The organism is Streptomyces sp. NPDC086023 (genome assembly GCF_044540325.1).
GTDB lineage: Bacteria > Actinomycetota > Actinomycetes > Streptomycetales > Streptomycetaceae > Streptomyces.
Genome location: NZ_JBITRX010000006.1, coordinates 164108 through 178926 on the forward strand (window position 1 = coordinate 164108; position 14819 = coordinate 178926).

Sequence of the window (14819 nt, forward strand, 5' to 3'; positions counted from 1 at the left end):
ACCTCATACGACCCCGGCACACCGTTTCAGGGAGCGGACGGCACCCGTCCGGTCCTTTCTGTTCGACGCGGCGACCAAGACCACGTACACTCACCTGTCGTTGGTCCTCACCAGCCAGAGATCCGGGACGCGGGCACACCCCGCACCCGCTCGGATGCTGTAGGTTGGGGGGCGCAGCAAAGGGTCGTAGCTCAATTGGTAGAGCACTGGTCTCCAAAACCAGGGGTTGGGGGTTCGAGTCCCTCCGGCCCTGCTCCACACTCCTTACCGGATGTGTGCGCAGGTACGTACTTCGATGAACGCCGTGCGGCTCAACCGGGCGCGGCACGGCCATGACCCGGATTCAGGTGAGAGACGTGACGGACGCCCTTGGCTCCATCGACATGCCTGACGCCGAGGACGAGACCCGCGAGAAGAAGGCCCGCAAGGGCGGCAAGCGCGGCAAGAAGGGCCCTCTGGGCCGCCTCGCGCTCTTCTACCGCCAGATCGTTGCGGAACTCCGCAAGGTCGTCTGGCCGACTCGCAGCCAGCTGACGACGTACACCACTGTGGTGATTGTCTTCGTTGTCATCATGATTGCCCTGGTTACCGTGATTGACTATGGGTTCCAGGAAGCCATCAAGTACGTCTTCGGCTGATCCCCGCGGAGGGCGGCGCCTTGATGAGGCGACCGCCCGTTTTCGCATGTTCCACCCCTCTTTGCATCCAGGAAGAAGCAGCCACCGTGTCTGACCCGAACCTGAACGTGAGCCACGACTCCGTCGAGTCCGTCGAGGACGAGCTCGACATCGTCGAGGGCGCGGACGCTGTGGACCCTGACGAGGCCGAGTTCGCGGACACCGAGGCCGGCGACGCCGCCGAGGAGGCCGCGCTGCACGTCGAGGACGACGAGGACGAGGACGCCGACGAGGCTGCCGACGCCTTCGAGGCCGGCGACGCCGACGAGACCGCCGAGGTCGAGGACGAGGCCGTCGAGGCCGAGGTCGAGGAGGAGGCCGCTCCGGCCGAGCCCGTCGACCCGATCGAGGCCCTCCGCGACGAGCTCCGCCTGCTCCCGGGCGAGTGGTACGTGATCCACACCTACGCGGGCTACGAGAAGCGCGTGAAGGCCAACCTGGAGCAGCGCGCCGTCTCGCTGAACGTCGAGGAGTTCATCTACCAGGCCGAGGTGCCCGAGGAAGAGATCGTCCAGATCAAGAACGGCGAGCGCAAGAACGTCCGGCAGAACAAGCTGCCCGGCTACGTGCTCGTCCGGATGGACCTGACGAACGAGTCCTGGGGCGTCGTCCGCAACACCCCCGGTGTCACCGGCTTCGTGGGCAACGCGTACGACCCGTACCCGCTGACCCTGGACGAGATCGTCAAGATGCTCGCCCCGGAGGCCAAGGAGAAGGCCGACAAGGCCGCAGCCGAGGCCGCCGGCCTGCCGGCGCCCGCCGTGAAGCGCACCATCGAGGTCCTGGACTTCGAGGTCGGCGACTCGGTCACCGTCACCGACGGCCCGTTCGCCACGCTCCAGGCGACGATCAACGAGATCAACCCGGACTCGAAGAAGGTCAAGGGCCTCGTCGAGATCTTCGGCCGCGAGACCCCGGTCGAGCTGAGCTTCGACCAGATCCAGAAGAACTGATCACAGCTTCTGGGCGAAAGCTTCGGACAGGTCAGGCCGGCCCTTGAAGGGCGGTCTGACCTGCTCGGTTTTAAGCCCCGCACCGATACCCGTTATCGTGGTGCGGTATGCCTCCATCCGGATGACCGGGTGGCGGCTGGAAAACTCTCACTAGGACCCGGAGAGAGCAATGCCTCCCAAGAAGAAGAAGGTCACGGGGCTTATCAAGCTCCAGATCCAGGCCGGTGCGGCCAACCCGGCTCCGCCGGTCGGTCCCGCGCTGGGTCAGCACGGCGTCAACATCATGGAGTTCTGCAAGGCCTACAACGCCGCGACCGAGTCGCAGCGTGGCATGGTCGTGCCGGTGGAGATCACGGTCTACGAGGACCGTTCCTTCACCTTCGTCACCAAGACTCCGCCGGCCGCCCGTCTGATCCTCAAGGCCGCGGGTGTGGACAAGGGCTCCGGCGAGCCGCACAAGACCAAGGTCGCCAAGCTGACGCGCGACCAGGTCCGCGAGATCGCCACCACCAAGATGCCCGACCTGAACGCCAACGACCTGGACGCCGCCGAGAAGATCATCGCCGGCACCGCCCGTTCCATGGGCATCACGGTCGAGGGCTGATCAGCCTCTCGCACGGCGGAGCCGCATCTGCGGCGCCGTGTCCCCAGTGGTAGGGCCCGCGCTGGCCCGCACCACGACTCCACACCTGAAGCAAAAAAACAGGAGCAGAAGTGAAGCGCAGCAAGACTCTCCGCGCTGCGGACGCCAAGGTCGACCGGGAGAAGCTGTACGCCCCGCTCGAGGCCGTCCGTCTCGCCAAGGAGACCTCGTCCGTCAAGTTCGACGCGACCGTCGAGGTGGCCTTCCGCCTGGGTGTCGACCCGCGCAAGGCCGACCAGATGGTCCGTGGCACCGTGAACCTCCCGCACGGCACCGGTAAGACCGCCCGGGTCCTGGTCTTCGCGACCGGTGACCGTGCTGCGGCCGCGGAGGCCGCTGGCGCCGACATCGTCGGCTCCGACGAGCTGATCGACGAGATCGCCAAGGGCAACCGCCTGAACGAGTTCGACGCGGTCGTCGCGACCCCGGACCTCATGGGCAAGGTCGGCCGCCTCGGCCGCGTGCTCGGTCCGCGTGGTCTGATGCCGAACCCGAAGACGGGCACCGTCACCATGGACGTGGCCAAGGCCGTCACGGACATCAAGGGCGGCAAGATCGAGTTCCGCGTCGACAAGCACTCGAACCTCCACTTCATCATCGGCAAGGTCTCCTTCTCCGATGACAAGCTGGTCGAGAACTACGGCGCGGCCCTGGAGGAGATCCTCCGTCTGAAGCCGTCCGCCGCGAAGGGCCGCTACATCAAGAAGGCCGCCCTGAGCACCACCATGGGCCCCGGCATCCAGCTGGACCCGAACCGCACCCGCAACCTCCTCGTCGAGGAGGACCCGGCCGCGGTCTGAGCCTGAGCGCTCGCAAAGTGGCAGTCGGGCCCCGCACCTCTCGGAGGTGCGGGGCCCGATTTGTATTTCCGCGCCCCCTTCCCGTACTCTTTCGAAGAAGCCAAAGACCGCTGGTCGTTGCTGTGCCCGACAGGGCGCGGCGGCCGAAGGATCCGTTGCATGACGGACGACCCGCGCAGGTGACAGTGGAGATGCTCCCGGACTCGTCTGGTCGAGCAAAGCCCCGTGCGCCTGCGCCGGGGCGTTTTGTTTGTTCAGCCCCTTCTGAGCGGTCCTCATCACCCGGAAGGAGGCCGACGCTCTATGGCAAGGCCCGACAAGGCTGCCGACGTAGCCGAGCTCAAGGACATGTTCCAGAGCTCGTCTGCCGCCGTGCTGACCGAGTACCGGGGTCTCACCGTGGCGCAGCTCAAGACGCTGCGTCGTTCGCTCGGTGAGAACGCCCAGTACGCCGTGGTGAAGAACACGCTGACCAAGATTGCGGCCAACGAGGCTGGGATCACCGCACTGGACGAGCACTTCGCTGGTCCGACCGCGGTCGCCTTCGTCACCGGGGACCCGGTGGAGTCGGCGAAGGCTCTGCGTGACTTCGCCAAGGAGAACCCGAACCTGATCATCAAGGCCGGTGTCCTTGATGGCAAGGCTCTCTCCGCCGACGACATCAAGAAGCTTGCGGACCTCGAGTCCCGCGAGGTTCTGCTCAGCAAGCTGGCCGGCGCGTTCAAGGGCAAGCAGTCTCAGGCTGCCTCGCTCTTCCAGGCGCTGCCGTCGAAGCTCGTCCGCACCGTGGACGCGCTTCGCGCCAAGCAGGCCGAGCAGGGCGGTGCCGAGTAATTCGGCTCGCGCATTGATCCGCGCCGCCTAGTGCGCGGGTCGTAGCGGGCCGTAAGTACGCCCGCCTTTCGATACATACGGCACCTGCCGGAATTAGTGGAAGGATCGCCCATCATGGCGAAGCTGTCTCAGGAAGACCTGCTCGCGCAGTTCGAGGAGATGACCCTCATCGAGCTCTCCGAGTTCGTGAAGGCGTTCGAGGAGAAGTTCGACGTCACCGCCGCCGCGGCCGTCGCCGTTGCCGCCCCGGGTGCCCCCGGCGCCCCGGTCGAGGCCGTCGAGGAGAAGGACGAGTTCGACGTCATCCTCACCGGCGCCGGCGACAAGAAGATCCAGGTCATCAAGGTCGTCCGCGAGCTGACCTCCCTGGGCCTCAAGGAGGCCAAGGACCTGGTCGACGGCACCCCGAAGCCGGTCCTCGAGAAGGTCAACAAGGAGGCCGCTGACAAGGCCGCCGAGGCCCTCAAGGCCGCCGGTGCCGCGGTTGAGGTCAAGTAAGACCGCTCCGCAGGTCCGCTGACCGCAGAGCGCCCCTGAGGGGCCGCTGCGGGAGCTGCTTGTGAACGAAGGGCGATCACCCGTAAGGGTGGTCGCCCTTCGGCGTTCCCGTGACGCTTGGCTTGCCGTGGGGCCTTTGGGGGGTATGGTGATCTTCGTTGCCCCGCGGCAGGGGTCCGGTGATGATCCGCACGGGGCCGGGGGCCTTGACGAACGGCACGCGGCGCGCAATTCTCAGGACGCGTCGCTACGTCGGTCCAGATTCGAGGCATGGATCGACTACGAAGAGGGCAGTATCGATACGCGCTCTGCACACGAGGGCCGCAGCGTTGAACAACAAGGGGAAGGCCTGTTGCCGGACTCCAGAAACCTGGTCTGGACATCAGTGAGCCAAGTGGCTACACTGACCCTTTGCGCTGCCTGTTAGCTGCCTCCTGCCCGTCGCCAGGGGCATGCCCACGCTTGAGCACACGTGATAGATCCTCCCTGACCTGGGGTTTCTCATCTTTGTGTCAGCTGGGACCGGTACGCGCGTAGTGAGTCCGAGCCCTCGGAAGGACCCCCTCTTGGCCGCCTCGCGCAACGCCTCGACCAATACGAACAACGGCGCCAGCACTGCCCCGCTGCGCATCTCCTTTGCAAAGATCAAGGAGCCCCTCGAGGTTCCGAACCTCCTGGCGCTGCAGACCGAGAGCTTTGACTGGCTGCTCGGCAACGCCGCCTGGAAGGCTCGCGTCGAGTCGGCTCTCGAGAGTGGACAGGACGTCCCCACCAAGTCCGGTCTGGAAGAGATCTTCGAGGAGATCTCGCCGATCGAGGACTTCTCCGGGTCGATGTCGCTGACCTTCCGCGACCACCGTTTCGAGCCGGCGAAGAACTCCGTCGACGAGTGCAAGGAGCGCGACTTCACGTACGCCGCGCCGCTCTTCGTCACCGCCGAGTTCACCAACAACGAGACCGGGGAGATCAAGTCCCAGACGGTCTTCATGGGCGACTTCCCGCTCATGACGAACAAGGGCACCTTCGTCATCAACGGCACCGAGCGTGTCGTGGTGTCGCAGCTCGTCCGTTCGCCCGGTGTCTACTTCGACTCCTCCATCGACAAGACGTCCGACAAGGACATCTTCTCCGCCAAGATCATCCCGTCCCGGGGTGCCTGGCTGGAGATGGAGGTCGACAAGCGCGACATGGTCGGTGTCCGTATCGACCGCAAGCGCAAGCAGTCCGTGACCGTACTCCTGAAGGCGCTCGGCTGGACCACCGAGCAGATCCTGGAGGAGTTCGGCGAGTACGAGTCCATGCGCGCCACCCTGGAGAAGGACCACACCCAGGGCCAGGACGACGCGCTGCTCGACATCTACCGCAAGCTGCGTCCGGGCGAGCCGCCGACCCGTGAGGCCGCGCAGACGCTGCTCGAGAACCTGTACTTCAACCCGAAGCGCTACGACCTCGCGAAGGTCGGCCGCTACAAGGTCAACAAGAAGCTCGGGGCCGACGAGCCGCTCGACGCCGGTGTGCTCACCACCGACGACATCATCGCCACGATCAAGTACCTCGTGAAGCTCCACGCGGGCGAGGTCGAGACCGTCGGCGAGAACGGGACGAACATCGTCGTCGAGGTCGATGACATCGACCACTTCGGCAACCGTCGTCTGCGCAACGTCGGCGAGCTCATCCAGAACCAGGTCCGCACGGGTCTGGCTCGTATGGAGCGCGTCGTCCGCGAGCGCATGACCACCCAGGACGTCGAGGCGATCACGCCGCAGACCCTGATCAACATCCGGCCGGTCGTCGCCTCCATCAAGGAGTTCTTCGGCACCAGCCAGCTGTCGCAGTTCATGGACCAGAACAACCCCCTGTCTGGTCTGACCCACAAGCGCCGTCTCTCCGCGCTCGGCCCCGGTGGTCTGAGCCGTGAGCGGGCCGGCTTCGAGGTCCGTGACGTGCACCCGTCCCACTACGGACGCATGTGCCCGATCGAGACCCCCGAAGGCCCGAACATCGGTCTGATCGGTTCGCTCGCCTCGTACGGCCGCGTCAACGCGTTCGGCTTCATCGAGACGCCGTACCGCAAGGTCGTCGACGGCCAGGTCACCGACGAGGTCGACTACGTCACCGCCGACGAGGAGGACCGCTTCGTCATCGCCCAGGCCAACGCGCGCCTGGACGACGAGCTGCGCTTCGCCGAGGGCCGCGTCCTCGTCCGCAAGCGTGGTGGCGAGGTCGACTACGTCGAGCCGTCCGACGTGGACTACATGGACGTCTCGCCGCGCCAGATGGTGTCCGTCGCGACCGCGATGATCCCCTTCCTCGAGCACGACGACGCCAACCGCGCCCTCATGGGCGCGAACATGATGCGCCAGGCCGTTCCGCTCATCAAGGCGGAGGCCCCGCTCGTCGGCACCGGCATGGAGTACCGCTGTGCCGTCGACGCCGGCGACAGCATCAAGGCGGAGAAGGACGGTGTCGTCCAGGAGGTCTCGGCCGACTACATCACCGTCGCCAACGACGACGGCACGTACACCACGTACCGCGTCGCGAAGTTCTCCCGCTCCAACCAGGGCACCTCGGTCAACCAGAAGGTCGTCGTCAACGAGGGCGACCGCGTGATCGAGGCTCAGGTCCTGGCCGACGGTCCGGCGACCGAAGAGGGCGAGATGGCCCTCGGCAAGAACCTGCTCGTGGCGTTCATGCCGTGGGAGGGTCACAACTACGAGGACGCGATCATCCTGTCGCAGCGCCTCGTGCAGGACGACGTCCTCTCCTCGATCCACATCGAGGAGCACGAGGTCGACGCCCGTGACACCAAGCTCGGCCCGGAGGAGATCACCCGGGACATCCCGAACGTCTCCGAGGAGGTCCTCGCCGACCTCGACGAGCGCGGCATCATCCGTATCGGTGCCGACGTCGTCGCCGGCGACATCCTGGTCGGCAAGGTCACCCCGAAGGGTGAGACCGAGCTGACCCCGGAGGAGCGCCTGCTCCGCGCGATCTTCGGTGAGAAGGCCCGTGAGGTCCGTGACACCTCGCTGAAGGTGCCCCACGGCGAGATCGGCAAGGTCATCGGCGTCCGCGTCTTCGACCGCGAGGAGGGGGACGAGCTTCCCCCGGGCGTGAACCAGCTGGTCCGCGTCTACGTCGCTCAGAAGCGCAAGATCACCGACGGTGACAAGCTCGCCGGACGCCACGGCAACAAGGGCGTCATCTCCAAGATCCTCCCGATCGAGGACATGCCCTTCCTTGAGGACGGCACCCCGGTCGACATCATCCTCAACCCGCTCGGTGTCCCGTCCCGAATGAACCCGGGACAGGTCCTGGAGATCCACCTCGGCTGGCTCGCCAGCCGCGGCTGGGACGTCTCCGGCCTCGCGGACGAGTGGGCCCAGCGTCTGCAGGCCATCGGCGCCGACAAGGTCGCCCCCGGCACCAACGTCGCCACCCCGGTGTTCGACGGTGCCCGTGAGGACGAGCTCGCCGGCCTCCTGCAGCACACGATCCCGAACCGCGACGGCGAGCGCATGGTGCTCCCGTCAGGCAAGGCGCGCCTGTTCGACGGCCGCTCCGGTGAGCCGTTCCCGGACCCGATCTCGGTCGGGTACATGTACATCCTCAAGCTCCACCACCTGGTCGACGACAAGCTCCACGCCCGTTCGACCGGTCCGTACTCGATGATCACGCAGCAGCCGCTGGGTGGTAAGGCGCAGTTCGGTGGCCAGCGCTTCGGTGAGATGGAGGTGTGGGCGCTCGAGGCTTACGGCGCCGCGTACGCCCTCCAGGAGCTCCTGACCATCAAGTCCGACGACGTGACCGGCCGCGTGAAGGTCTACGAGGCCATCGTCAAGGGCGAGAACATCCCCGAGCCGGGCATTCCCGAGTCCTTCAAGGTGCTCATCAAGGAAATGCAGTCGCTCTGCCTCAACGTGGAGGTGCTGTCCTCGGACGGCATGTCCATCGAGATGCGCGACACCGACGAGGACGTCTTCCGCGCGGCGGAGGAGCTCGGTATCGACCTGTCCCGGCGCGAGCCGAGCAGCGTCGAAGAGGTCTGACGGGCCTGACGGGGGCTCCCACAAGGAGCCCCCGTCACCCCCGGGACCGTTCAGACCACTGATCAAGAGACACGACCCCGAAAGAGGGATTGACGCACAGTGCTCGACGTCAACTTCTTCGACGAGCTGCGGATCGGCCTTGCCACCGCGGACGACATCCGAACCTGGTCGCACGGCGAGGTCAAGAAGCCGGAGACCATCAACTACCGCACCCTGAAGCCCGAGAAGGACGGACTCTTCTGCGAGAAGATCTTCGGTCCGACCCGGGACTGGGAGTGCTACTGCGGCAAGTACAAGCGTGTCCGCTTCAAGGGCATCATCTGTGAGCGCTGTGGCGTCGAGGTCACCCGCGCCAAGGTGCGCCGTGAGCGGATGGGCCACATTGAGCTGGCCGCTCCCGTCACCCACATCTGGTACTTCAAGGGCGTCCCGTCGCGCCTGGGCTACCTGCTGGACCTGGCGCCGAAGGACCTTGAGAAGGTCATCTACTTCGCCGCGTACATGATCACGTTCGTGGACGAGGAGCGTCGTACCCGCGACCTGCCGTCCCTGGAGGCCCACGTCTCCGTCGAGCGCCAGCAGATCGAGAACCGCCGTGACGCGGACCTCGAGGCCCGCGCCAAGAAGCTCGAGTCCGACCTGGGCGAGCTGGAGGCCGAGGGTGCCAAGGCCGACGTGCGCCGCAAGGTGCGCGAGGGTGCCGAGCGCGAGATGAAGCAGCTGCGCGACCGTGCGCAGCGCGAGATCGACCGCCTGGACGAGGTCTGGAACCGCTTCAAGAACCTCAAGGTCCAGGACCTTGAGGGCGACGAGCTCCTCTACCGCGAGCTGCGTGACCGCTTCGGCACGTACTTCGACGGCTCGATGGGTGCCGCGGCGCTGCAGAAGCGCCTGGAGTCCTTCGACCTGGAGGAGGAGGCCGAGCGCCTCCGCGAGATCATCCGCACCGGCAAGGGCCAGAAGAAGACCCGCGCGCTGAAGCGTCTGAAGGTCGTCTCCGCGTTCCTGCAGACCAGCAACAGCCCCAAGGGCATGGTCCTGGACTGCGTCCCGGTCATCCCGCCGGACCTGCGTCCGATGGTGCAGCTGGACGGTGGCCGCTTCGCGACCTCCGACCTGAACGACCTGTACCGCCGCGTCATCAACCGCAACAACCGTCTGAAGCGCCTGCTCGACCTCGGTGCCCCCGAGATCATCGTGAACAACGAGAAGCGGATGCTCCAGGAGGCGGTCGACGCCCTCTTCGACAACGGCCGCCGCGGCCGCCCGGTCACGGGCCCCGGCAACCGTCCGCTGAAGTCCCTCAGCGACATGCTGAAGGGCAAGCAGGGTCGATTCCGTCAGAACCTGCTCGGCAAGCGAGTCGACTACTCGGCGCGTTCCGTCATCGTCGTCGGCCCGCAGCTCAAGCTGCACCAGTGCGGTCTGCCCAAGGCCATGGCGCTGGAGCTCTTCAAGCCGTTCGTGATGAAGCGCCTGGTCGACCTGAACCACGCGCAGAACATCAAGTCGGCCAAGCGCATGGTCGAGCGCGGCCGCACCGTCGTGTACGACGTCCTCGAAGAGGTCATCGCCGAGCACCCGGTGCTGCTGAACCGTGCGCCCACGCTGCACCGCCTCGGCATCCAGGCCTTCGAGCCGCAGCTGGTCGAGGGCAAGGCCATCCAGATCCACCCGCTCGTCTGCACCGCGTTCAACGCGGACTTCGACGGTGACCAGATGGCCGTCCACCTGCCGCTCTCCGCGGAGGCGCAGGCCGAGGCCCGCATCCTGATGCTGTCCTCGAACAACATCCTCAAGCCCGCCGACGGCCGTCCGGTGACGATGCCGACCCAGGACATGGTCCTCGGTCTGTTCTTCCTCACCACCGACGGCGAGCTCCGCGACGTCAAGGGCGAGGGCCGCTCCTTCGGCTCCACCGCCGAGGCGATCATGGCGTTCGACGCCGGCGAGCTGTCGCTGCAGTCGGCCGTCGACATCCGCTTCCCGGTGGGCACCATCCCGCCGCGCGGCTGGGTCCCCCCGGTCGCCGAGGAGGGCGAGCAGGAGTTCCAGCCGGGCGACAGCTTCCGTCTGAAGACCACGCTGGGTCGTGCGCTCTTCAACGAGCTGCTGCCGGAGGACTACCCGTTCGTCGACTACTCGGTGGGCAAGAAGCAGCTCTCCGAGATCGTCAACGACCTGGCCGAGCGCTACCCCAAGGTCATCGTGGCGGCGACGCTCGACAACCTGAAGGCGGCCGGCTTCCACTGGGCGACCCGTTCCGGCGTCACCGTGGCCATCTCCGACGTCGTGGTCCCCGAGGCCAAGAAGGAGATCGTCGCGGGCTACGAGGCCCAGGACGAGAAGGTCCAGAAGCAGTACGAGCGCGGTCTGATCACCAAGGACGAGCGCACGCAGGAGCTCATCGCGATCTGGACCAAGGCGACCAACGAGGTCGCCGAGGCGATGAACGCGAACTTCCCCAAGACGAACCCCATCTTCATGATGGTTGACTCGGGTGCCCGAGGAAACATGATGCAGATGCGGCAGATCGCCGGTATGCGTGGTCTGGTGTCGAACGCGAAGAACGAGACCATCCCGCGTCCGATCAAGGCCTCGTTCCGCGAGGGCCTCTCCGTGCTGGAGTACTTCATCTCCACCCACGGTGCCCGTAAGGGTCTCGCGGACACCGCCCTGCGTACCGCCGACTCGGGTTACCTGACCCGTCGTCTGGTGGACGTCTCGCAGGACGTGATCATCCGCGAGGAGGACTGCGGCACCGAGCGCGGTCTGAAGCTGAAGATCGCGGTCCGTGGCGAGGACGGCGTCCTGCGCAAGGCCGACGACGTCGAGACCTCCGTGTACGCCCGCATGCTGGCCGAGGACGTCGTCATCGACGGCAAGGTCATCGCGCCGGCCAACGTGGACCTCGGCGACGTGCTGATCGACGCCCTCGTCGCCAACGGCGTCGAGGAGGTCAAGACCCGCTCGGTCCTGACCTGTGAGTCCGCCGTCGGCACCTGTGCCTTCTGCTACGGCCGCTCGCTGGCCACCGGCAAGCTGGTCGACATCGGTGAGGCGGTCGGCATCATCGCCGCCCAGTCCATCGGTGAGCCCGGTACCCAGCTGACGATGCGTACCTTCCACACCGGTGGTGTGGCCGGTGACGACATCACCCAGGGTCTGCCGCGTGTCGTCGAGCTCTTCGAGGCCCGTACCCCGAAGGGTGTCGCCCCGATCTCCGAGGCCGCCGGCCGCGTGCGGATCGAGGAGACCGAGAAGACCAAGAAGATCGTCATCACGCCGGACGACGGCTCCGACGAGACCGCCTTCCCGATCTCGAAGCGTGCGCGCGTCGAGGTCTCCGAGGGCGACCACGTCGAGGTCGGCCAGAAGCTGACCGCCGGTGCCACCAACCCGCACGACGTGCTGCGCATCCTCGGCCAGCGTGCGGTCCAGGTCCACCTGGTCGGCGAGGTCCAGAAGGTCTACAACTCGCAGGGCGTGTCGATCCACGACAAGCACATCGAGATCATCATCCGGCAGATGCTCCGCCGCGTGACGATCATCGAGTCCGGCGACGCCGAGCTGCTCCCGGGCGAGCTCGTCGAGCGCTCGCGCTTCGAGTCCGAGAACCGTCGTGTGGTCACCGAGGGCGGTCACCCCGCCTCCGGCCGTCCGCAGCTGATGGGTATCACCAAGGCCTCGCTGGCGACGGAGTCCTGGCTGTCGGCCGCCTCCTTCCAGGAGACGACCCGAGTCCTGACGGACGCGGCGATCAACGCCAAGTCCGACAGCCTCATCGGCCTCAAGGAGAACGTCATCATCGGTAAGCTCATCCCGGCCGGTACGGGCCTGTCCCGCTACCGCAACATCCGGGTGGAGCCCACCGAGGAGGCGAAGGCCGCGATGTACTCGGCCGTCGGCTACGACGACATCGACTACTCGCCCTTCGGCACCGGCTCCGGCCAGGCCGTCCCGCTCGAGGACTACGACTACGGCCCGTACAACGGCTAAGGGTCACCGAGAAGCCCCCCGCAGCTCCGAGAGGAGCGGCGGGGGGCTTCTCTGTTTCCGGGGTCCGGCGTGCGTTCATGCGTTCGGCGGGTTAGAGCCGGTGGATCCGGTCGACACCGTAGAACTCGGATACGCACCGCGCGGCCCAGTCGCTGCGGTACACCCGCGTGTAGAAGGGCTCGGCCAGGTTGCCGATCGGCAGCGGCCGGTACCCGACGTCCCGGGCACCGTCGGCCACCTGGGCGCGGATCCGGGCGTTCTGCCGGTCCCAGGCCAGGCCCCGGTCCACGGTGTCGGAGGTCAGCTGACGCAGGGCCGGCACCAGGGCCGCCAGGGTGACCAGCGCCACCGCGGGCCCGCCCGTACCCGCTGCGCAGCCCGAGAGCCACCAGGAACACGGAGGCCAGGACCAGGAGGGGCGGCAGCACGAACAGGGCCCGTCCGGCCCAGCGCGGGGCGGCGCCGAGGGTGCCCGGGCCCGAGGTGCCGCAGAGGGCGACGGCCAGTCCCAGCAGGAGGCCCAGGGCCACGGCGGCCAGGTAGGCCTCCTGGGTGGCGATGGTCCGCAGGATCCGCCCCGCGTCGCCCAGGGTCCCGGCCAGCTCCTCGGGGGAGAGCGGGAGGCCTTCTCGGGCTGCTGGGCGCGGCGCCAGCGGGCGCCGGGGGAGGTGTGGAGGATGGCCAGGCCCAGGGGCACCCCCAGGCACCAGGCCGTGCACCAGGCGAGCGGGTAGCGGTGCCGCGCCAGCCCGAACCGGGGGACCGCCAGTACCCCGGCGGTCGCCGCGAACGCCCAGACGACCAGGAGGGGCACGCCGCCGAAGCCGAGCAGGCGCAGGGCCTCGCGGAGCAGCAGCACCAGGCACAGGCCGAGGGCGAGGGCGAGGAGGGAGGGCAGCAGCCGGGGGCCGGTGAGCCCGTCGGCTTAGACGACCCCGGTGACGAGGGCGTTGGTGACCCGGCCGTTCTGGGTCAGGTAGAAGTCCTTGGCGAGGCCGAGAACGCCCAGGTCACGGGCCTTGTAAACGGGGCACCAGTCGTCCGACGTGGGCCGGACGTACAGCTGCAGGAAGATGCCCTCGGACAGCAGCGCGCCGGCTGCTGCCACCAGGACGGCACCGCAGCGGACGAGCAGCCGCCGAGCGGTGCCGGGGACGGAATCGCGGCTGATGCGTCGACTTCCTGGAGGGGGAGGAGACACCTGTCGTCCAGTACATTGACGGGTTCTTCCGCCGGAGCCGGGGACCTTGCCACCAGGACGGCCGGGCGTGGGCATTTGTTTTGACCGGAGTGGATGCGATAGGTACGCTCAGACCTTGTGCCTGGGGTGTGCCTGGGCTCCCGTGCGTGTCCATCACCGCACGCGAGCGCCATCGGTCACCGCAATCCGTACGTTTCCGCGTCTCGCGGAGGTCTGCCGGATTCGACACACCCGACCGCGTGGGTCGGAGTTGTTTCAGGTTAGTTTCACCAACGGCACACAGAAACCGGAGAAGTAGTGCCTACGATCCAGCAGCTGGTCCGTAAGGGCCGGCAGGACAAGGTCGAGAAGACGAAGACGCCCGCGCTTGAGGCCTCGCCCCAGCGCCGTGGCGTCTGCACGCGTGTGTTCACGACCACCCCGAAGAAGCCGAACTCGGCGCTCCGCAAGGTCGCGCGTGTGCGTCTGACCTCCGGCATCGAGGTCACCGCTTACATTCCGGGTGAGGGACACAACCTGCAGGAGCACTCGATCGTGCTCGTGCGTGGTGGCCGTGTGAAGGACCTGCCGGGTGTTCGTTACAAGATCATCCGCGGTGCGCTTGACACCCAGGCTGTCAAGAACCGCAAGCAGGCCCGCAGCCGCTACGGCGCCAAGAAGGAGAAGTAAGAATGCCTCGTAAGGGCCCCGCCCCGAAGCGCCCGGTCATCATCGACCCGGTCTACGGTTCTCCTCTGGTGACCTCGCTCATCAACAAGATCCTCCTGGACGGCAAGCGCTCCACCGCCGAGCGCATCGTCTACGGCGCCATGGAAGGCCTCCGCGAGAAGACCGGCAACGACCCGGTCATCACGCTGAAGCGCGCGCTGGAGAACGTCAAGCCCTCCCTCGAGGTCAAGTCCCGCCGTGTCGGTGGCGCGACCTACCAGGTCCCCGTCGAGGTCAAGCCGGGTCGTCAGTCGACCCTGGCCCTCCGCTGGCTCGTGGGCTACTCCCGCGCCCGCCGCGAGAAGACCATGACCGAGCGCCTGATGAACGAGCTGCTCGACGCCTCCAACGGCCTCGGTGCGGCCGTGAAGAAGCGCGAGGACACGCACAAGATGGCCGAGTCCAACAAGGCCTTCGCGCACTACCGCTGGTAGTCGCAACCCACATCGAGACCGAG

General features: G+C 66.9%; 12 protein-coding genes and 1 tRNA gene. 11 read left to right on the top strand and 2 right to left on the bottom strand.

Annotated features, from left to right (window positions below; genetic code table 11):
* Nucleotides 1-180: 180 nt before the first annotated feature.
* The 9 genes from ACIF6F_RS14440 to ACIF6F_RS14480 all read left to right on the top strand — a co-directional run bounded on the left by ACIF6F_RS14440 (nucleotide 181) and on the right by ACIF6F_RS14480 (nucleotide 12453).
* Nucleotides 181-253, top strand: a tRNA-Trp gene (locus tag ACIF6F_RS14440).
* Nucleotides 254-356: 103 nt separating this feature from the next.
* A complete protein-coding gene (secE, locus tag ACIF6F_RS14445; RefSeq protein ID WP_399945985.1) occupies nucleotides 357-638 on the top strand; it encodes a preprotein translocase subunit SecE in 282 nt (93 codons plus the stop codon).
* A gap of 86 nt (nucleotides 639-724) precedes the next feature.
* A complete protein-coding gene (nusG, locus tag ACIF6F_RS14450; RefSeq protein WP_399945987.1) occupies nucleotides 725-1630 on the top strand; it encodes a transcription termination/antitermination protein NusG in 906 nt (301 codons plus the stop codon).
* 169 nt (nucleotides 1631-1799) lie between these two features.
* A complete protein-coding gene (rplK, locus tag ACIF6F_RS14455) occupies nucleotides 1800-2234 on the top strand; it encodes a 50S ribosomal protein L11 (protein ID WP_399945990.1) in 435 nt (144 codons plus the stop codon).
* 110 nt (nucleotides 2235-2344) lie between these two features.
* Nucleotides 2345-3073 (top strand): 50S ribosomal protein L1, encoded by a 729-nt coding sequence (rplA, locus tag ACIF6F_RS14460; RefSeq protein WP_399945992.1) that lies wholly within the window; start codon nucleotides 2345-2347, stop codon nucleotides 3071-3073.
* A 303-nt stretch (nucleotides 3074-3376) separates the two neighbouring features.
* On the top strand, nucleotides 3377-3907 hold the full coding sequence (gene rplJ, locus ACIF6F_RS14465; RefSeq protein WP_399945995.1) for a 50S ribosomal protein L10: 531 nt from the start codon (nucleotides 3377-3379) through the stop codon (nucleotides 3905-3907).
* 114 nt (nucleotides 3908-4021) lie between these two features.
* Nucleotides 4022-4405, top strand: a complete 384-nt coding sequence (rplL, locus tag ACIF6F_RS14470) for a 50S ribosomal protein L7/L12 (RefSeq protein ID WP_399945999.1) — start codon at nucleotides 4022-4024, stop codon at nucleotides 4403-4405.
* A gap of 566 nt (nucleotides 4406-4971) precedes the next feature.
* Nucleotides 4972-8454: a DNA-directed RNA polymerase subunit beta gene (gene rpoB, locus ACIF6F_RS14475; RefSeq protein WP_399946000.1), complete on the top strand. Its 3483-nt coding sequence runs from the start codon at nucleotides 4972-4974 to the stop codon at nucleotides 8452-8454.
* Between the two features lie 99 nt (nucleotides 8455-8553).
* On the top strand, nucleotides 8554-12453 hold the full coding sequence (locus tag ACIF6F_RS14480) for a DNA-directed RNA polymerase subunit beta' (protein ID WP_399946002.1): 3900 nt from the start codon (nucleotides 8554-8556) through the stop codon (nucleotides 12451-12453).
* A gap of 91 nt (nucleotides 12454-12544) precedes the next feature.
* Here the strand turns inward: ACIF6F_RS14480 and ACIF6F_RS14485 are convergent, their stop codons facing one another.
* Nucleotides 12545-13312 carry a hypothetical protein gene (locus ACIF6F_RS14485; RefSeq protein WP_399946004.1) on the bottom strand — a complete coding sequence of 256 codons (768 nt, stop codon included), beginning with the start codon at nucleotides 13310-13312 and terminating at the stop codon, nucleotides 12545-12547.
* Between the two features lie 66 nt (nucleotides 13313-13378).
* On the bottom strand, nucleotides 13379-13561 hold the full coding sequence (locus tag ACIF6F_RS14490) for a hypothetical protein (protein WP_399946007.1): 183 nt from the start codon (nucleotides 13559-13561) through the stop codon (nucleotides 13379-13381).
* 390 nt (nucleotides 13562-13951) lie between these two features.
* On the opposite strand from ACIF6F_RS14490, the gene rpsL reads away from it, so the two are divergent.
* Together rpsL and rpsG are read left to right on the top strand one after the other, a co-directional pair.
* Complete coding sequence (gene rpsL / locus ACIF6F_RS14495; RefSeq protein WP_007265893.1) at nucleotides 13952-14323, top strand: 30S ribosomal protein S12; 372 nt, start codon at nucleotides 13952-13954, stop codon at nucleotides 14321-14323.
* 2 nt (nucleotides 14324-14325) lie between these two features.
* Nucleotides 14326-14796, top strand: coding sequence for a 30S ribosomal protein S7 (gene rpsG, locus ACIF6F_RS14500; protein ID WP_352193902.1), 471 nt, complete (start codon nucleotides 14326-14328; stop codon nucleotides 14794-14796).
* Nucleotides 14797-14819: the final 23 nt, after the last annotated feature.